Origin of the sequence: Octadecabacter sp. R77987, assembly GCF_042466115.1 — a bacterium.
GTDB lineage: Bacteria > Pseudomonadota > Alphaproteobacteria > Rhodobacterales > Rhodobacteraceae > SW4.
Window position 1 is genome coordinate 1,269,959 of sequence record NZ_JAXHBQ010000001.1, and the last position, 18,816, is coordinate 1,288,774.

The following is an 18,816-nucleotide window of genomic DNA, read 5'->3' on the forward strand; positions in this document are numbered from 1 at the left end:
TGGCTGCGGGGTTCTGTCTTTGCCAAAATCAGGCTGTCGGTTCGGGTTCCAGCCCGCCGTCAGATTTCGGCTTTTTCGGTTTGGTCTTGGGGATCGCCGTAACCGAACTGCCGCTGGAGGGTGGCGTGTCGTCGGCATCATCCCCACGGTTCAGCGCCTCGCCCGCGATCACTTTGGTGATCTCGTTGCCGGTCAGGGTTTCGTATTCCAGCAACCCTTGGGCCAGACGCTCAAGTTCGTCGTGCTTTTCGGTCAGAATGCGTTTGGCGGTTTCGTAACCGGTGTCGATGATTTCCTTGACCTTGTCGTCGATGATCTTTTGCGTATCGGCGGAATGGTTCGTCCCGCCGCCATAAGCGCCCAGATAGGAATTCTGTTCATTGGCGTAGTCCACGAAACCCAACTCCTCTGCATAGCCGAACTGCGTCACCATCGCGCGGGCGATCTTGGACGCCTGCTGGATGTCGCTGGATGCGCCGGATGTCACGTTTTCCTTGCCAAAGGTCAGTTCTTCGGCCACGCGCCCGCCCATCGCCATCGCGATCTTCGAGGTATATTTGGTATAGCTGACCGAAAGCTGGTCACGTTCGGGCAGCGACAGCACCAGACCCAGCGCACGCCCACGCGGAATGATCGTCGCCTTGTGGATCGGATCGTGCTGCGGCACGTTCAGCCCCACAATCGCATGTCCCGCCTCGTGATATGCGGTCAGCTTTTTTTCGTCCTCGGTCATGACCATGGAACGGCGTTCGCTGCCCATCATCACCTTGTCCTTGGCGGACTCGAAATCATGCATGGTCACGAAACGGCGCCCCACGCGGGCTGCCATCAGCGCGCTTTCGTTCACAAGGTTCGCAAGGTCCGCACCGGAAAAGCCGGGCGTGCCACGGGCGATGATGCGCAAATCAACATCGGGGCCAAGCGGCACCTTGCGGGCATGCACGGCCAGAATTTTTTCGCGGCCCTTGATGTCGGGGTTGGGCACCTGCACCTGACGGTCAAAACGGCCCGGACGCAGCAGCGCAGGGTCAAGCACATCGGGGCGGTTGGTGGCCGCGACGATGATGATGCCTTCGTTGGCTTCAAAGCCGTCCATTTCAACCAGCAGTTGGTTCAACGTCTGTTCGCGTTCGTCATTGCCACCGCCATAACCGGCACCGCGCGAGCGGCCCACAGCGTCAATTTCGTCGATAAACACGATGCAGGGGGCATTCTTTTTCGCCTGTTCGAACATGTCGCGCACACGGGATGCACCGACACCAACGAACATTTCCACGAAATCGGAACCGGAAATCGTAAAGAACGGCACGCCAGCTTCGCCTGCAATGGCGCGGGCCAGCAGTGTCTTACCGGTACCGGGAGGGCCGACAAGAAGCGCACCTTTTGGGATTTTCCCGCCGAGGCGGCTGAACTTCTGCGGGTTGCGCAGGAACTCGACGATTTCTTCCAGTTCTTCCTTGGCTTCGTCGATCCCCGCAACCTCGTCAAAGGTCACACGGCCCTGCTTTTCGGTCAGCAGCTTGGCCTTGGACTTGCCAAAGCCCATCGCGCCGCCTTTGCCCCCGCCCTGCATCCGGTTCATGAAGTAGATCCACACACCGATCAGCAGCAAGAAGGGCAACAAGCCGATCAGGAACGATGTAAACCCGTTGGTTTCCTGGCTTTTTGCCGTCAGCGGCACGTTCTTTTCAATCAACAGGTTGGTGACTTCGGCGTCATCGGGCTTGATCACGACATAGTCCTGACCGTCCGTCCCGCGATAGCGGATTTGTTCGCCATCAAGCGTTGCACTTGCAACCGCGCCATTTTCCACGGCTGCCACAAAGTCGGAATAATTCTTGGCGTTTGCCGCCTGCGTTCCGGTTCCACTGCTGAACAAATTGAACAGCGCCAGAATAAGAAGGAACATGACGACCCAAACGGCCAGATTGCGCGCGTTGCCCAAGGCAAATCTCCTAAACGTAGGTTTGGCACATGGGCGAGAGTCGCCGCTGGCCACCCATCTAAAATAGAGACCTTGCCGCTTAGTTCAATGCGAAAGCAGAAAGGATTGGAAATCCGCGACAATCCGCGCTGTAAAAACAGGATTGTAGCCCGCAATTGGGGCAGAAATCAGGGTTTCACCCCGCCAGACCGCCGGAGAGGACACCAGCGCCGCGCGCGGCAGACCCGATGCGCGCCAGTCAGGACAGTCACTGATGCCATCGCCCAAGGGCCGGATCGTCAGGTCGGACGCATGGGGGCCGTCGATCTGCCAGCGATTGTCCCAGACTTGATCGCTTGGCGATGCCAGCGCCGTCACCGCCGCGCCTTCGCGGGTTACGACAATTTGTGCGCCTTTGGCGATGACCAATGCGCCATGCAATGTGGCGGTGCCGCCCGAAAGGATGGTTTCAAGCGTGACTTCCAGCGGCGCACGACGCGGGCGATAGGAGTTGGACGACACGAATTGCGCCCCCGCCGCCAACAAGCGCAACTGTGTCTCTTGTTCGACCCCCGCGAACCCGTCACGGTCAAAGACCACATTGCCCGCGACCACCTGCGCGACCCGACGCGCCACATCCACCGCCCTTGCCTGCAAGGCGTTGCGCGCAAGGGCCATCGCACGGGCCGTGTCGGCAAGCCGGTCCACATCAAGATCAAGCGTTTCAATGGCTTGGCGCATGCGAACCCGCGAAAACTGCGGGTCATCGTTACTTGGGTCGTCGACCCAAGGCACCTGCAAGGTGCGCAAGTAATGGCGCAGGTCCGCGCGGCGCATTCCCAGCAACGGGCGCACCACGGCAAAGCCTTCGGCCACATCACGCAGCGGGGCCATCGCCGCCAAACCGTCCACACCCGACCCGCGCTGCACACGCATCAGAAATGTTTCGGCCAGATCATCGCGGGTATGGCCCATCAGGACATGGCGCAAATCCCCACGCCACCCGCCAATCAAACGCAGTCGTGCGCGCCGTGCCGCATCCTGCAAGTTGCCCTGCCCGTCCCAGCCCTGCCATTTCAATGTCACGTGCGGATGGCCAAGTGCGGCACATTCACGGGCAACCATCGCCGCTTCGCCAGCCGAGTCAGGGCGCAACCCGTGATCGACGCTCGCAACCCGCAGGCCGACACCCCAGACCCGCGCCCAACTATGTGCAAGTGCCAGCAGCGCCATGGAATCGCCACCGCCGGATACGGCAAGGCCAATGGTTTCGGGAAAATCGGGGCCAAGCAGATTGCCCATTGCCCCCGCGAACTGCTGGTCAAGCGTTTGCGCGGTCACGAACAGCCAAGGTTGCGCATTTCGGTCTGCGCCGCCAACACCGCCGGATTGCCGGGGAATCGCACGCCAACTTCGGCCAGCGTGATGCAGGCATCCTGCGTCTGGTTGATCGCACCAAGGGATTTGCCAAGGTTGAACAGGGCATCGGGCGCAACGGGGCCTTCGGGTTCACCGGAAAAACTGTCAAGATACGCGCGCGCGGCATTGGTGGTTTCGCCCAAGCCTGTCAGGGCCTCGCCGCGATAGAAATGCGCCTGCCCCGCTAACGGTCCGCCCGGATAGGACGTGACAAAGGTCGCAAACTGGTCAGCGGCGCCGCGAAAGTCACCGGCAGCGAGCGCCTCCTGCGCCCGCTCAAAGTCTTGCTGTTCGCCAATCGCCAGGGCCGGTCCGCCCGAAGGCGGAGGCGCAACGGGGCCAGGCCCCGTGGGTTCGGCATCAACGCCGCCAAGGCTGGGTGTGTCGCCCAGCGCGCCGATATCACAGCCGTCTTCCAGTTCGCACAGGCGGAATTCCAAATCTCCGATCCGGTTGGTCCCGTCAGCGGTGATCCGGCCAATTCGGAAATCAAGGTGTTCGGTCGCAGCTGTCAGGCGCTGCAACTCGGCCTCGATCGCGGTCAGGCGTTCCAGCGGCGAATTGCCTGCAACGCTGCCCGATGGCGCGCCGGTCGTTGACAGTTCGGTCTTGAGGGTCTGGATATCCACATAAAGCACGGTCAACTGCTGCCGAATATCGGCCAGCGTTTCTTCGCGTGTCTGCGCGATAGCGCCGCCAGCCACAGCCGACAGCGCCAAAATCGCAACCCATTTGTGCAAACGGATCATGCCTTCCCCCTCGATGCCTTTAGCTGGTCTGCCCAATCGAGATGATCGTTACCGCGCGGCGGTTCTGGGCATAGCAGCTTTCTTGCGAACAAACCGCAATCGGGCGCTCTTTACCATAGCTAAGCGTGCGGATGCGCGATGATGGCACGCCCTTCGAGATCAGATATTCGCGCACAGCGTTGGACCGGCGCGCACCCAGCGCAAGGTTGTATTCCCGTGTGCCCTGTTCGTCGGCGTGCCCTTCGATCACGGCCAGATAGTCGGAATTGGTCAAAAGCCACTGCGCCTGCCCGTCCAGCGTTGCCATACCGGCCGAAGTCAGGCTGGAACTGTCGACCACGAACAACACCCGATCACCAATGGTCTGGTTGAAATAGGCGGGGCTGCGTGGATCGTCGGCACCGTCCAGCACGCCGGTCGTAACGCCTGCGCCGCCACCTGTCAGGTCAACGGTATCGGTTGTGTCGAAACGGTCTGCATTGGTGCAGGCCGAGATGGAAAGGCCTGCGATCAGCAAACCGGCTTTGATTGATAGGTTCATTTGACTGTCCTGTGTTCTTTTATGCTCGTTCTTGAGCCAACTGTATCATGTGTTTGGGATCATGGGAATCACACTAACGTGCCTAGGGTTGCAACGGCCCCCAAGACGGATCAGACGCCCCGCCACTTGTTGTCAAACGGCGCAGATTGCGCCCCGTGATATCAACCGAATAGATCGAAGATGATCCATCCGCCCCTTGGGTTTCGCGGGTAAACATGATGACCCGCCCGTTGGGCGACCATGTCGGCCCCTCGTCAAGAAATGACGACGTCAACAGGCGTTCCTCGCTTCCATCCGTGCGCATCACACCGATATGGAAACGGCCCGCGTTCTGTTTCGTAAACGAAATCAGATCACCGCGCGGCGACCACACAGGGCTGCCATAGCGCCCGTCACCAAAGGAAATCCGGCGCGGCTCGCCGCCCGTTGCGGGCATGATGTAGATCTGCTGCGTGCCGCTGCGGTCGCTTTCAAACACGATCTGCGTGCCATCGGGCGAAAAGCTGGGCGCGGTTTCAATGCTGGGCGCGCTGGTCAGACGGCTGTGCTGGCCCGTGGCCAGATCGGTGCGCCAGATATCGGTGTTGCCGCCATTGGCGAGGCTATAGATCACCTGCCGCCCATCGCGCGAAAACCTTGGGGAAAAGGCCATTTCGCCCGCCTGCGTCGTCAACTGTTGACGGCCCACATTGGCCACATCCAGCACGTTGATGCGTGGAAAGCCGGACTCGTAGCTGGTGTAAAGCACGCGGTCGCCTGTGGGTGAGAACCGCGGGGCCAGCACGATCGCGCTGCTATCGGTCAGGAATTGCACGTTCGCGCCGTCATAATCCATGATCGCCAGACGCTTGGCGCGGTTATCCTTGGGGCCGGTTTCAGAGACGAACACAACGCGGCTGTCAAAGTAACCCGTTTCGCCGGTGATACGTGTGTAAACCGCATCGGCCACCTTGTGTGCCATGCGCCGCCAGCCGTCGGTGGTGCCGACAAACTGCAACCCGTCACCCATTTCCACGCCCGTGAACACATCATAGACGCGGAATTTGACCACCAGTTGCGTGCCATTCACCGCAACGGCCCCCGTGACCAGCGCCTGCGTATTGATTGCGCGCCAATCGGCAAAGGCGACCGTCTGATCGAATGTCGCGTGCTGGCTGATGAATGCGCTGGCGGGAATTTGCCGAAACAGCCCCGTGCCGATCAAATCCTCGGCCAGAACGCGACTGATATCAGCCGCCATCTGTTCCGATCCGGCGGTTTCCGCCTGAAAGACCGGCACTGCAAAGGGCAGCGGTTCGATCACGCCTTCCTCAAGCGTCAGCCGCAGTGGTTCTTGGGCAAAAGCCTGCGTGCCAAGCATCAGCGCAGCCAAAAGGGTCATCAAACGCACAATCATCTTGTCCTCATTCTCTCTGGATTGAAGGTCAATTCTATATTTCGCCACGTCTCGTATTGGTCACGTGGTAGATCATAACCGTCGCGGGTGCATCTGACCAAGGCCGACTTGGCGATGCGAAAGGCGATATCGGCGGAACCCTGCGTGCCACCCGTAAAGGACACCAGCCGGATCGAGTTGGTATCGGGGCGGCCATCCTCGGTCATGGAAAAGCCAACGGTGACGACCGTGTTGAGCACATCCGTGCCTGCACTTCCCACGCTCCAGCAATTGCCGATTTGGCGCAAAAAGCCGTTCTTGGCATCTGCGCTCAGCTCTCCGCCGCCTTGATTGCCGGTTTGTGGCGGCGCAGTGGCCGCTTCGGTCGCCGCAGCCAAGGCCGCCTCGACAGCAGCGGCTGTCGCGTCATCTTCGGCAGGGGCTGTTGCGGTTGCGGTTTCGGTATCACTTGCGGGTGCCGCGGGCCGGTTCGGCCGCGTTTGCGGACGCAGGGACCGTTCGGGTGCGGCTGCAGGCGTTTCGGCTTCGGTTACAATTTCAGGCGCGGATTCTTCCTGCGCGGTGGTTTCATCCGCTTCGGGCGTGTCCTCGGCGGGGGCAGCATCCGGGTTGGGCGCTGTCTGATCCACGTCCGCGATCGCCACGTCTTCAGGGGGCGGCGCAATCGCTTCGGGCGTAATCCGGGGTGCGGGGCGTGGCTGGGGGCGCAGACTGACACCCACATCAGTTGACGGGGGCGGCGTAACAAGTGTCGCCACATCGGCAGGCGCATCGGGTGGTGTATCCGTGACCTCGGCTTGTGGTGGCGGGGTCTGATCAGGCGCAATCGGCGCTTCTTCTTGCGCAGGCTCGGCCACAGGTTCTGGCGGCGTGACCACCTCGGGCGGGGTATCCACTTCGGGCACAGGCGGGGTTTCGTCAATCACTGGCGCATCGGGCGTTACAGGGGTTTCGCCGGGCTGATCAGGCTGCACACCTTGGGTCAGGGCGGCAAACTCCGCGCCCGACACGACTGACACTTCGGTCACTTCAAACGGCAACGGGTCCGATTGCAGACCCCATCCAAGGATGAGCCAGCCAATCAGTGCCGTATGTCCAACACCTGATATGGTTGTGCCGACACTCATGGTGCTGCTACCCGTCCGACCCGTCAAACGATGGGCCACCAATATCCGTCACCAGCCCGATGTTGTTGAAACCGGCAGCGTTCAAAGCCCCCATGACCTGCGCCACATGGTTCCATGCATTGGCACCATCGGCGCGCAGATAAATGCGGTCACTGTCGCGTTCCGCCGCGATGCCTTGCAAACGGACGATCAGATCGGCCTCGGGCGTTTCCGTGTTCTGGATCAGCACCGCGCCTTCGGCGGTCAGGGTCACGGTCAACGGCTCCTCCTCCTCGCTGGGAAGGGCATTGGCGGCGGTTTCAGGCAATTGCACCGGCACGCCAACCGTCAGCAACGGGGCGGCCACCATAAAGATGATCAGCAACACCAGCATCACATCGACAAATGGCGTGACGTTGATTTCGGCCATCGGCTGAGTGCGCCGCGTGCGACGGCGGCGGCGCTGGCCACCCCCGTCATCTGACTTCATGACACCGGCACCCATATCAGCTGTCCAACTGACGGCTGAGGATCGTGGCGAATTCGTCGGCAAAGGCCTCGTAACCACTGACGATCCGGTCACTGTCGGCACTTAGTTTGTTATAGTAAATAACCGCGGGAATAGCGGCCAAAAGGCCCAGACCTGTTGCCAAAAGCGCCTCGGCGATACCGGGGGCCACAACGGCCAGCGAGGTATTCTGCTGCTCGGCGATCTCGATAAAGGCATTCATGATGCCCCAGACCGTGCCAAACAGGCCAACAAACGGTGCGGTCGATCCGACAGTGGCCAGGACCGGCAGCCCCTTTTGCAAGCGGCCCGCTTCCTTGGCGATGGCAACATCCATGCTGCGGTCGATGCGCGCCTGCGCACCCGCGATCAGCCCGCCATCCTGTCGATGGCTGCGCCGCCATTCCAACATGCCTGCGGCGAAAATCTTTTCCGACTGGCCCTTGGGCTGCGCGCCGATCTTGTCAAACAACGCATCAAGCGGCTCTCCCGACCAAAAGGAACGGTCGAACACGGCCGCCTCGGCGCGGGCTTTGCGGTATTGGATCCACTTGTCAACGATCACGGCCCAGCACCAGATGGATGCAAAAACCAACATGATCATGACGAATTTGACGATAAGGGTCGCGCGGGCAAACAAGGCCCACATGGTAAAGTCGGATGCTGCTTCCATTTGCCTGCTCTTTGGTTTCGGGCGGTTTCGCCTCTGATTGCCTTAACAGCTACCCCATTCCACAGGGGAAATCCAACCAATCCGGCATCACGCTTGCGTTTTCACGCGTAATTCAGTGCAGATTTCGGCGGAAATTCGCTGGCAAGCGGGCAGGCGCGCCCTGTTCGTTCAAAGCGACCAGCGTCACGATGCTGGAAAACAGCACCTGCCCCGCGCGCGTGACATCCTGTTTCAGCACAAGGCGCACGCCGGTCACTGACTCGACACTGGTCACAACCTCGACCTCATCGTCAAACTTTGCGGGGGCCAGATAATCCGCCTCGATCCGGCGCACGGCAAAGACCATCCCCGCGTCCGCCTTCAGTGCCACCTGATCCACGCCAAGGCTGCGCACCCACTCGCTGCGTGCCCTTTCGATGAAACGCAGATAATTGGCGTAATACACGATTCCCGCCAGATCGGTGTCCTCGTAATAGACGCGCAGCTTGAAACGATAAGTCATCCGGGTCTTTCCTAGCCAGCCAGCCTGCGCATGGCGGCTTCAATCGGGCCACGTTTGAAAACGCGCGCCCAAATCCAAGCATAAAGCGTTGCCGCAAAAGAAAACAACAAAGCCGCGACAAGAGCCTGCTGCGCGCTTTGCCCGCCAAGGCGACCCAAGGCTTCAAGCACCCCCATCCCGATCATGATATGGGCGATATATAGGGTTAGTGTCTGGCGACCAGCCGGTGTGACCAGACCCAACACGTCGACCCTGTCCATTGAATCGGCCACCAGCAAGCAAAGACCTGTCACAACCAAGGCAAATCCGGTTCCCGCCGCAATATACTGCGGCATCGGCGGCACCGGCGCGGTGCCGACAAGATCGGCAAGTTCTACGTCAATTGCCACTGCAAACGGCATCAGGATCAACGACACCCCTTCGGCCAGCGCCCACATCACGGCACCAGCGAACACCAAGCGCCGCTGCACCCGCCCTTCCCCCAAGGCAAGTCGCGACACCACGATCCCCACCAACAGAAACGACAACCACGGAATGACTGGATGCCAGCCATTGAAAAACAGGTTCTTTACAAACCCGGCAGGCGTCCAGAAACCGGTATAGGCAAAGGTCACCCAATTCCATTCCGCACTGAAGTCCAGCGTCAGGATCATCAGGACGAACATCAGGTTCAGCGCGATGATGACCGCGATCAACAAGCGCGTGTTCAACGGCAACAAAAGGACACCGAACAGGAAATAGAACGCGTAGTAATGCAGGATATCCGCTTCAAAAATCAGGCTGTTCAGCAGGCCGATGACCAGCAGAAACGCCGCGCGCCGCAGGGTCACGGACATCGTGCTGCCAAAGTCACTGCGTGCCGCGGCCAAACCCAAGCCGACACCGGCAAGAACGACAAATGTCGCCGCCGCCCGCCCTTCCAGCATCTGCGAAAAACGGGCCGCAAACCCGTCTGCGTTCTGCACGCCCATGACGATCTTGAAGTTCACGATCACCATACCGACAAAGGCCAGATAACGGGCCAGATCCAGCCCGCGCAACCGGCTCACGTCGGTGTGCCCGATTGCAAACGGGCCGCCAATCGCAACGCGTGGGACGTGTCCTGTGCCATGACGGGCATCACGCGATCATAGGCGGCACGGATCAGCGCGCCTATTTCCGGGCGGATCACTGCGACATCGCCGTCAATCAACGCCAAGGGCGATTGATCGTGAAACGCCCCGTCCGACCACAACAGGATGCTTTGCACCGCTTGGGACAACGCCAACGTTTCCGCCGACACATCCGCCAAATGCCGATCCATCCGCAGAAACACGAAACAGGCCTTGATCGCGCCCGCCGCATCGAACCGGAAAATCCGGTACTGATTGGCATCCGCCGCCTTCAACCGCCCGACCAGACCGGCCAGTTCCGGCACAAGGCGGTCCAAGTCCCTGACGGCCGTCAATTCATCCCAATCGGCACAGAAAAACAGCATCAGGTTGACGCCCAACTCGGGGTCGGTTTCCGCCATCTGGTGCCCCGCCATCGCCACAACAGCCTCGATCCCGCCCTTCAGGACGGGCAGCGCCGCGTCATCGACCCCGAAAACCACCGGCGCGATCGGGCGTCCCCAACGGGCAAACAGATAGCTACCGTCATTGCGGGTAAAAAACGTCTCGACTGTTTCGGGGCTCATCTTCATCTTGGCTCTACAACTCCCGCCGGAGGCATAAAAGTTCTACGTCCGTCATTCAAACAGATCGCCGGGTCGCGGGGCATCCAGCCCCAGATGCACCCATGCCTTTTGCGCCAGCATCCGCCCGCGCGGGGTGCGTTGGATCAGCCCCTGTTGCAGCAAGAACGGCTCGATCACCTCCTCTAAGGCATCGCGGCTTTCCGACAGGGCCGCGGACAGGGTTTCGATTCCCACAGGTCCGCCCTGATAGTTTTCGGCGATCAGGCGCAGGTAACGGCGATCTGCACCATCCAGCCCCAGATGATCGACGCCAAGCCGCGTTAGTGCGCGGTCAGCAATGTCATGGGTGACTGTGCCGTCGCCTTCGACCACGGCGAAATCGACGACACGGCGCAGTAACCGGCCCGCGATGCGCGGCGTGCCACGGGCGCGCCGCGCAATCTCGTGTGCGCCCTCGTCGGTCGCGGGTGCGCCCATAAGTCGGGCGCCGCGTGTGACGATTTCGTGCAGTTCCTTGACGTTATAAAACTCAAGCCGTGTCGGAATGCCGAAACGGTCGCGCAGTGGCGTGGTCAGCAGGCCCATCCGCGTGGTCGCGCCGATCAACGTGAAGGGCTGCAATTCAATGCGCACCGTGCGCGCGGCGGGGCCTTCACCGATCACCAGATCCAGCTCGAAATCCTCAAGCGCGGGGTAAAGAACCTCCTCGACCGCCGGATTAAGGCGGTGGATTTCGTCAATGAACAACACATCGCGGGCTTCAAGATTGGTCAGGATCGCCGCCAGATCACCCGCCTTGGCCAGCACCGGCCCCGATGTCATGCGAAAGCCGACCCCCAATTCACGCGCCATGATCTGCGCCAGTGTGGTCTTGCCCAAACCGGGCGGGCCATGAAACAGCGTGTGGTCCATCGCCACTTCGCGCCGACGCGCGCTTTCGATGAACACCTTGAGGTTGGCGCGCGCTTCGGCCTGCCCGATGAATTCATCCAGAACCTGCGGACGCAAAGCGCGATCCGCATCTTCGGACAAACGTTCAGGGCGCAGGGTTGGGTCTGGTTCGGTCATCGTGAACCCCTACCCCTTTGGGGCCAGCAGCTTCAAGGCTGCGCGGATCAGGGCGGGGGTGTCGGCGCTGGGGTCTTCGCCGGCGGCTTGGGCCACAGCACCAGCCGCATCGCTAGGGGAATAGCCAAGGTTGGCGAGGGCCGAGAGCGCTTCGGACTGCGCGTTGTTGCTGGTTGCTGGCGTCGGGGTGGCGGGTGTTTCGATGACTGCGTCGTCTTCCGGCGCAGCGCTCCCCATCGCTTGCGAAATCGTGCCCCCCATCGCCATCACACCCGGCGCCTTGTCTTTCAGCTCCAGAATGACCTTTTGTGCGGTTTTCGGCCCCACGCCCTTGGCCTTGGCAATCGCCGCCCAGTCGCCTAGCGCGATTGCGCGGCTCACCCCGTCCGCGCCCAGCGCACCAAGGATCGCCAAAGACGCCTTTGCGCCGATCCCCTGCACGCCCATCAGCAAGCGGTGCCATTCCTTTTCGACCAATGTGGTAAAGCCGAACAGCTGCAAGTTATCCTCGCGCACCAGCAGGTCGGTGAACAGCGACACCGCTTCGCCCGTGCCGGGCAAGGCCGCCATGACCCGTTCGGACACATAGACAACGTAGCCGACACCGCGCACGTCGATCAAAACGTGATCTGTTGCACGATAGTCGATCCGTCCGGAAATCTTGCCGATCATGCGCTGGCCTTTTGCACAGCACGGGTCAAATGCCCCGCTGATTGCAGATGGTGCGCGTGGCAAATGGCGATGGCAAGGGCATCGGCGGCGTCCGGCCCGGCCAGATCGACACCGGGAAGTTGCAAGCGCACCATATGCGCGATCTGTGCCTTGTCCGCATGGCCGACACCAACAACCGCCTTTTTCACGGCATTGGGCGCATATTCACCAACCGAAAGGCCCGCTTGCGCCGGCACAAGCATCGCAATCCCGCGCGCCTGCCCCAGTTTCAGGGTGCCTGCACCGTCTTTGTTGACGAACGTCTGTTCGACCGCAGCGGCATCGGGCGCATGGACGCCGATGATTTCGCTTAATTGGTGATGTAATTGCAACAGCCGCTGGGCAAGGTCGGTGCCGGTCGATGTGCAGATACCATTGGCCACATGGCACAGGCGCGACCCTGTCACGTCAATCACGCCCCAACCCATATTGCGCAGCCCTGGATCTATCCCCAATACCCGCATAACCGCCCCTTTTTGCTCGTCTTTTTTCAGCCGATAGCACAAAACGCGAACATAGGCCAATGACTTTGTTTGCTGCCGCGCAGCGAAATCGCGCAAAACCGACGTCTATTTGCGTCACCTGGGGGTCTGATCACGACCCGAACCAGGGCTTTTTTGTGTCGTTTTTTCAATGCTTTATACCGATTTTTTGCCATGTCGAAAATGCATATCACCCATGCAATCTTGGCACTGGTTTTGTCGCAAACCGCCTCCTATGTGCGGCTCAGAACAACGCATCTTTTATCACATCCGATGCCCCGCATCGCCCTATGACACTGGAACTGAACAATGGCCGCAATCGACACATCCCGCTCCTTCGCAACAACACCGCGTTTTGTAAACCGTGTGAACCGCTTTGTCGCAGAAACTGTTGGCGCATTCGCTGACTGGAACGATGCACGCGTCACACGCAATTCGCTGTCCAAACTGTCAGCACGCGAACTTGACGACATCGGCCTTTGTGCCGGCGACATCGACATGATCGCAACAAGCGGCACCAAGCGCTAAACCAGCGCCAAGCGAAACACGAAAAAGGCCGCGCTTCCTGACATGGAAACGCGGCCTTTTTTGCATCGTGAAACCTGATTAGCGCAGGTAGGTGTTGATCATATCCGCGGCCCAGATCGTGACCGGATCAGCCTGCATCAACCATGCACCGCCCTGTTCGACAATCGTGCCCGATTGCAGAACCGCGACACGGTCATTGTAAGTTGCGGGGCCAAGATCGGCCAGCAGATAGCCCTTGAACGCAAATCCGGCGGCGATCAGCAACAGCAACCCGCGCAGCGGAAAGCGCAATGCGCGACGCCGGGGTTTGGCAATGATCAAGCCATCATGATTTACGGAATGGACCACGCCAGCGCGGTTCATGCGGTTGTGGCGGCGCGAAATCGCGCGCAGACGTTTTTCAAACGGGAGATGGACAGTGCCCATAGCAGCCTCCGAATACGAGGCCCCCACCACGTCTGAGCAATTTCACCCTTAATTGTGGCAAAACTTGGGCAAAACAGGCAATTAAGGCGATTTATCCCTTATTTTTAGGTTTCTTTTCTTAAAGTTAGGGTCGTCCATTCAACAATCTCTTCCCTATGGTCAAGATTGAAGCCGTTTGCGAAATAAACGGCCAGAACATCGTCCGCCTGTTCGTTCAGAATACCCGAGAGAATCGCCCGCCCGCCTGCGGTGACGTTGCGCGCCATATCCGGTGCCAAGGCAACAAGCGGCCCCTTGAGGATATTGGCGAACACCAGATCATAGGGCGCGGCCCTGGTCAGCTTGGGATGGGCAAAGCCCGCCGCCTCGACACAAGGCACCCGCCCCGTCAGGCCATTGGCCGCCATATTCGCAAGTGCCACGTCCACAGCGACCTGATCAATATCAGAGGCCACGACAACCCCGTCGAGCACCTTGGCGGCCGCCATGGCCAAGACCGCCGTCCCGCATCCGATATCAGCCACATTGGCCGGCACAACGCCCTGATCAAGCAACCGGTCGAACGCGCGCAGGCAACCCAGTGTTGTGCCGTGGTGGCCTGTGCCAAAAGCCATCGCCGCCTCGATCAGCAGCGGGATGCAGTCGGCGGGCACCTTGTCGGCGTCATGGTTGCCATAGACGAAAAACCGCCCCGCCGCGACCGGCGACAATTCACGCCGCACATGGGCAACCCAATCGGTTTCGGGCAATTCGGACACCACAAACGGTTTCGCCCCGAATGTCGCCGCCAACAGTGCCAGTTCGGTTTCATCGGGCTGGTCCGTGAAATATCCGCCGACCTCCCAGGTGGCGCTGCCATCCTCGACCTCGAACACGCCGATACCGGTGGGTTCGGGCGTCATACGCTCCATCGCTTCGCCAAGGGCTTCGGCATCGGCGTGACCTGCGAGGGTGGTGAGGGCGGTAAAGGTCGGCATGTCGGGTCCTGTCTATGCAATCGCGCCCTGGGCGCGGGTGAATATGGTTTCATTGCCCGGTGTCGGGTCACGCGGGATCATCAGCGCAAGGATCAGCGACACACCCGCCATCCCCGCAGCCAGAATGAACACACCCGCAGGTGACGCCAGCCAAAGCAAGCCCAACAGCACCGGCAGGAACACCGCCGCGATATGGTTGATCGTAAAGGCCACGGCGGCGGTAGGGGCAATGTCACCGGGATCGGCGATTTTCTGAAAGTAGGTTTTCAGCGCAAGTGCGAGCGCAAAAAACAGATGGTCCACGATATAAAGGACCGAAGCCAGCAAAACGCCCCAGCCAAAGAAATACACGCCGCCATAGGCCAGAAAAACCACGATCAGCCCGATGTATTCAAAGACCAGCGCGCGGCGTTCGCCAAACACCGTCACGATCCGGCCCATAACCGGCGCAAAGATCATGTTGGCCACAAGGTTGATCAGGAACAGCGCCGTGACTTCGTGCACCGCAAAGCCGAACTTTTCCACCATCATGAAACCGGCAAAGACCACGAAAATCTGACGCCGTGCGCCCGACATGAATTGCAGTGCATAATAAAGCCAATAGCGCCTGCGCAGCACAAAGGTTTTCAACTGTGGATTGGGGCTTTCGAATTGCGGATAGGCCAGCAGGCAGAACACGCCCACCAGCGCCGTAAACCCGCCCGACGCCATATAGACAAAATGATAGGACAGATTGAACGTTTCCCAAGTCATCACGATCAGCACATAGGCTAGCAGGGTCGCACCCGAACCGGCGGCCATGATCCAGCCCAGCATCTGCGGCGCGCGCGCCTTGTCGATCCATTGCAGTTGCAGGGATTGGTTGACCGTTTCGAAGTAATGGAACCCGATCGACGACAGCATGGTGATCGTCAGGATGCCCCCCATGCTTGGGAAATGCGCCGTCAGTGCGGTTGCGACACCCAGCAATACCAGCGCGATCAGCCCCAGCACCTGCTCGCGGATAAAGATGATCAGCGCGATCACCCCGATGGCAAAGAACCCCGGAATTTCACGCACGGTGTGCAACAGGCCAATGTCCGCCCCGTCGAAGCTGGCCACTTCGATGACAAAGTTATTGAGCAGCGCCGACCATGTCGCGAATGCCACTGGCAAGGCGGCTGCGATCAGGAATAGCAGCGTGATCGGGCGGCGCCAAAACGGCAGGTGGCGCGCCTCGGACAGGGGGATGGGTGCTTTCATGGCGTCCGGTTACGCCTTTTTCGCGAGCCTTGCCAGACCTGCCGTGCTGCGCAAGACTGACATCAAAGCGGGAGGATGCCATGCCGGACGACAAAGTGATTGTGGAAAACGTCAACCAACCGGGCCAGACCACCCGCGTGGACGCCGCGAAATACAATGCGATGAAAGACGCGATCATGGCCACGCTTGCCCACGATGCGCCGGGCATGACCGCCGCCGAAATGAAAGAGGCCGCCAAACCGTTGCTGCCTGACGATCTGTTTCCGGGCGGGGCAACTTCGGGCTGGTGGGTGAAATGCGTTCAGCTTGATCTTGAGGCCAAGGGCGTGATGAAGCGCAGCACGACCAAACCCCTGCGGTTTTATCTGACCTAGCAAGGAAGCGCCTGTTGTCGCCTTTTGCGCGCAGGGTTTGCTTTGCGGGGCTAAGCCGCCGTTGCCAAAGGTCAACAAGCCGGGCGGTCGGCGGCCCGTGGGTTGGCGATACGACGTTGCCGCTTTGACGCTTTATGGCGGCCACACACATCTTCCGGACCAGTATCATGCGCGGTTGGCAAAATCGCCGACCCGTGGGGACGGGCCGACGATCGCCCGGCGGCTTCGCCTTGATTCCGGGCGGGCCAGCCTCCTCGCAAACGTCACTTCGGGCACGAACCGGCCAACTGGAAACACTGTTCACTACGTGGGAACTTCCTCAATAGAAACTCTGCGGGTCGATATCTATCGCCATCCGCAAAGTTGAGGGCAGTTTGAACTGGGCCGCCCACGCGGCCAGTGCCGCTTGCAAGGGCGCGCCCTTGTCGGCCTTGACCAAGAGCCGCACGCGATGCCGCCCCCTGATCCGTGCAATCGGTGCGGGGGCGGGGCCAAAGACCTGCGCGCCGATCCGGCGCAGGGGCGCATCATTGCGAGCCATTTCGGTGCCCAAATCAAACACTTCCTGCACGTTCGGGCTACTTAGAACGATCCCTGCCATCCGGCCATAGGGCGGCACGCCTGCGGCCTTGCGCTCGGCGGCTTCGGCCGTCCAGAACGCCTCCTCGTCACCGCCCAGAATCGCCCGGATGACGGGATGTTCGGGCTGGAAAGTCTGCATGAGCGCCTCGCCCGGGGCTTCGGCCCTGCCAGCACGTCCCGCCACCTGCCTCATCAGTTGGAACGTGCGTTCGGCGGCGCGCAGGTCTGACCCTTGCAGGCCCAGATCGGCGTCAATCACCCCAACAAGCGTCAGCAGTGGAAAGTTGTGCCCCTTGGCCACCAGCTGCGTGCCGATGATGATATCGGCATCGCCGCGCGTGATCGCGGCGATGTGTTCCTTGAGCGCGCGGGCCGATCCGAAATGATCAGACGACAGCACCGCAATCCGCGCATCGGGAAACAGCGCCGTCGCTTCCTCGGCCATGCGTTCCACACCAGGGCCAACGGGCGACAAACGGTCCTCGGCCTCGCAACTGGGGCAGACGGTGGGCATGGGTTTGGTTTCGCCACATTGGTGGCACATCAGACGTTTCAAAAACCGGTGTTCGACCATGCGCGCATCGCAGTGATCACAGGCAATCTGATGCCCACAGGCGCGGCAAATGGTGACGGGCGCATAACCGCGACGGTTCAGGAACAGCAGTGATTGTTCGCCCTTTTCCAGCCGTGCCCTGATCGCCGCTTGCAAGGTGGGTGAAACCCAGCGCGAGCCTGGCAAATCTTCGACCCGCATATCAATCGCACCCATTTTCGGCATGACCGCCGCGCCAAACCGCGAGGTCAGTTCCAGCTTGGCATACTTGCCCGCGTCGACGTTGGCCCAGCTTTCCAGACTGGGGGTCGCGCTGGCCAGCACCACTTGGGCGTTATTGATATGGGCGCGCAGCACCGCCATGTCGCGCGCATTATAAAGCACGCCGTCCTCTTGTTTATAGGACGTGTCGTGTTCCTCATCGACGACGATCAACCCCAGATCGCGGTAGGGCAGGAACAACGCAGACCGTGCACCAACCACCAGCCCCGCCGCCCCCTGTCCGACCATCCGCCAGCAACGGCGCCGTTCGGTCATGGTCACGCCCGAATGCCATTCGGCGGGCTTGAAGCCAAAGCGCGCTTCGACCCGCGTGATGAATTCGGAAGTCAGGGCAATTTCGGGCAACAGCACCAGCGCCTGCCGCCCTTGGCGCAAGCATTCCGCGACGGCCTCAAGGTAAACTTCGGTCTTGCCCGATCCGGTGACGCCTTTCAGCAGGGTGGTGCCATAGGTGCCGGACGCCACAGCGTGTTTCAACACATCCGCCCCAGCGGCCTGATCCGCGGTCAGTTCCTTGCCGCCGTAATCGGGGTCAAGCGTGGCATAGGCTGTGTCGCGCGGCGCGTCTTCCTCGCTGACGGCACCATGTTTCACCAATCCCTTGATCACCGAGGATGTGACCCCCGCCATCTCGGCCAACTCGCCCAAGGTGAAGGACAGCCCGCCATAATCGCGCAGCACTTCCAGCACCTTGGTGCGCGCATCGGTCATGCGGTCGGGCGTGCCGGTGCCAAGCCGGAACACCTTGCGCATGGATGGCGCATCACCAAGGCCCGGCGCACGGGTCGCAAGGCGCAGCATCGCCGACATGGGCGTCAGGGTGTATTCGGCGGCGCGGGTCAGGAACTGGCGCATTTCGCTGCGCATCGGGGCCACATCCAGCACACGGATCACATGGCGGACCTTGGCATAGTCAAAATCACCCTTGCCCGCCCCCCAGACCACACCCAGCACCTTGCGCGGACCCAGTGGCACCTCGACGAAGGCGCCCAACATGCACCCACCTTCGGGCGCTTTGTAATCGAGGATACGGTCAAGTGGTTGGGCGGTCAGAACACCCACCAGATCACCCTCGTGAAAGAAGTCAGTCACCGG

At 60.6% G+C, this 18,816-nt stretch carries 20 protein-coding genes; 2 read left to right on the top strand and 18 right to left on the bottom strand.

The features are described from left to right. Window positions 1-28: 28 nt before the first annotated feature. The 14 genes from ftsH to ruvC all read right to left on the bottom strand — a co-directional run bounded on the left by ftsH (window position 29) and on the right by ruvC (window position 12,739). Window positions 29-1,945, bottom strand: coding sequence for an ATP-dependent zinc metalloprotease FtsH (gene ftsH / locus SJY21_RS06405; protein ID WP_377507804.1), 1,917 nt, complete (start codon window positions 1,943-1,945; stop codon window positions 29-31). An 84-nt stretch (window positions 1,946-2,029) separates the two neighbouring features. Then, complete coding sequence (gene tilS, locus SJY21_RS06410; RefSeq protein WP_377507807.1) at window positions 2,030-3,265, bottom strand: tRNA lysidine(34) synthetase TilS; 1,236 nt, start codon at window positions 3,263-3,265, stop codon at window positions 2,030-2,032. Continuing rightward, window positions 3,262-4,092, bottom strand: coding sequence for a tol-pal system protein YbgF (ybgF, locus tag SJY21_RS06415; protein WP_377507810.1), 831 nt, complete (start codon window positions 4,090-4,092; stop codon window positions 3,262-3,264). The genes tilS and ybgF overlap by 4 nt, the downstream gene beginning before the upstream one ends. A gap of 19 nt (window positions 4,093-4,111) precedes the next feature. Further along, complete coding sequence (pal, locus tag SJY21_RS06420) at window positions 4,112-4,633, bottom strand: peptidoglycan-associated lipoprotein Pal (protein ID WP_377507813.1); 522 nt, start codon at window positions 4,631-4,633, stop codon at window positions 4,112-4,114. Between the two features lie 82 nt (window positions 4,634-4,715). Further along, window positions 4,716-6,029 (bottom strand): Tol-Pal system beta propeller repeat protein TolB, encoded by a 1,314-nt coding sequence (gene tolB / locus SJY21_RS06425; RefSeq protein ID WP_377507816.1) that lies wholly within the window; start codon window positions 6,027-6,029, stop codon window positions 4,716-4,718. Next, complete coding sequence (locus SJY21_RS06430; protein ID WP_377507819.1) at window positions 6,026-7,156, bottom strand: cell envelope biogenesis protein TolA; 1,131 nt, start codon at window positions 7,154-7,156, stop codon at window positions 6,026-6,028. The genes tolB and SJY21_RS06430 overlap by 4 nt, the downstream gene beginning before the upstream one ends. Before the next feature lie 7 nt (window positions 7,157-7,163). Further along, entirely contained in the window at window positions 7,164-7,640 is a 477-nt protein-coding gene (locus SJY21_RS06435; RefSeq protein WP_377507822.1) for an ExbD/TolR family protein, read from the bottom strand. 1 nt (window position 7,641) lies between these two features. Further along, the gene (gene tolQ / locus SJY21_RS06440) at window positions 7,642-8,316 is read right to left on the bottom strand and encodes a protein TolQ (RefSeq protein ID WP_377507824.1); all 675 of its coding nucleotides are present in this window, start codon (window positions 8,314-8,316) and stop codon (window positions 7,642-7,644) included. Between the two features lie 112 nt (window positions 8,317-8,428). Then, window positions 8,429-8,818 (bottom strand): tol-pal system-associated acyl-CoA thioesterase, encoded by a 390-nt coding sequence (gene ybgC / locus SJY21_RS06445; RefSeq protein ID WP_377507827.1) that lies wholly within the window; start codon window positions 8,816-8,818, stop codon window positions 8,429-8,431. Between the two features lie 11 nt (window positions 8,819-8,829). Next, window positions 8,830-9,867, bottom strand: a complete 1,038-nt coding sequence (locus SJY21_RS06450; protein ID WP_377507830.1) for a DUF418 domain-containing protein — start codon at window positions 9,865-9,867, stop codon at window positions 8,830-8,832. Then, on the bottom strand, window positions 9,864-10,496 hold the full coding sequence (locus SJY21_RS06455; protein WP_377507833.1) for a hypothetical protein: 633 nt from the start codon (window positions 10,494-10,496) through the stop codon (window positions 9,864-9,866). Before SJY21_RS06455 ends, SJY21_RS06450 begins: the two co-directional genes overlap by 4 nt. Before the next feature lie 51 nt (window positions 10,497-10,547). Further along, on the bottom strand, window positions 10,548-11,564 hold the full coding sequence (gene ruvB, locus SJY21_RS06460) for a Holliday junction branch migration DNA helicase RuvB (protein WP_377507836.1): 1,017 nt from the start codon (window positions 11,562-11,564) through the stop codon (window positions 10,548-10,550). 9 nt (window positions 11,565-11,573) lie between these two features. Next, complete coding sequence (ruvA, locus tag SJY21_RS06465; RefSeq protein WP_377507839.1) at window positions 11,574-12,236, bottom strand: Holliday junction branch migration protein RuvA; 663 nt, start codon at window positions 12,234-12,236, stop codon at window positions 11,574-11,576. Further along, complete coding sequence (gene ruvC / locus SJY21_RS06470) at window positions 12,233-12,739, bottom strand: crossover junction endodeoxyribonuclease RuvC (protein WP_377507841.1); 507 nt, start codon at window positions 12,737-12,739, stop codon at window positions 12,233-12,235. The genes ruvA and ruvC overlap by 4 nt, the downstream gene beginning before the upstream one ends. 327 nt (window positions 12,740-13,066) lie before the next feature. Between ruvC and SJY21_RS06475 the strand changes: the two genes are divergently transcribed. Further along, a complete protein-coding gene (locus SJY21_RS06475; RefSeq protein ID WP_377507844.1) occupies window positions 13,067-13,285 on the top strand; it encodes a DUF1127 domain-containing protein in 219 nt (72 codons plus the stop codon). Window positions 13,286-13,363: 78 nt separating this feature from the next. Here the strand turns inward: SJY21_RS06475 and SJY21_RS06480 are convergent, their stop codons facing one another. From SJY21_RS06480 to SJY21_RS06490, 3 genes are all read right to left on the bottom strand, one after another. Continuing rightward, on the bottom strand, window positions 13,364-13,711 hold the full coding sequence (locus tag SJY21_RS06480; protein ID WP_377507847.1) for a hypothetical protein: 348 nt from the start codon (window positions 13,709-13,711) through the stop codon (window positions 13,364-13,366). 104 nt (window positions 13,712-13,815) lie between these two features. Beyond that, window positions 13,816-14,688, bottom strand: a complete 873-nt coding sequence (locus tag SJY21_RS06485; RefSeq protein WP_377507849.1) for a 50S ribosomal protein L11 methyltransferase — start codon at window positions 14,686-14,688, stop codon at window positions 13,816-13,818. Between the two features lie 12 nt (window positions 14,689-14,700). Beyond that, window positions 14,701-15,930: an MFS transporter gene (locus SJY21_RS06490; RefSeq protein ID WP_377507852.1), complete on the bottom strand. Its 1,230-nt coding sequence runs from the start codon at window positions 15,928-15,930 to the stop codon at window positions 14,701-14,703. An 80-nt stretch (window positions 15,931-16,010) separates the two neighbouring features. On the opposite strand from SJY21_RS06490, the gene SJY21_RS06495 reads away from it, so the two are divergent. Further along, a complete protein-coding gene (locus SJY21_RS06495) occupies window positions 16,011-16,304 on the top strand; it encodes a DUF6958 family protein (RefSeq protein WP_377507855.1) in 294 nt (97 codons plus the stop codon). Window positions 16,305-16,623: 319 nt separating this feature from the next. Here the strand turns inward: SJY21_RS06495 and SJY21_RS06500 are convergent, their stop codons facing one another. Continuing rightward, complete coding sequence (locus tag SJY21_RS06500; RefSeq protein WP_377507858.1) at window positions 16,624-18,813, bottom strand: primosomal protein N'; 2,190 nt, start codon at window positions 18,811-18,813, stop codon at window positions 16,624-16,626. Window positions 18,814-18,816: the final 3 nt, after the last annotated feature.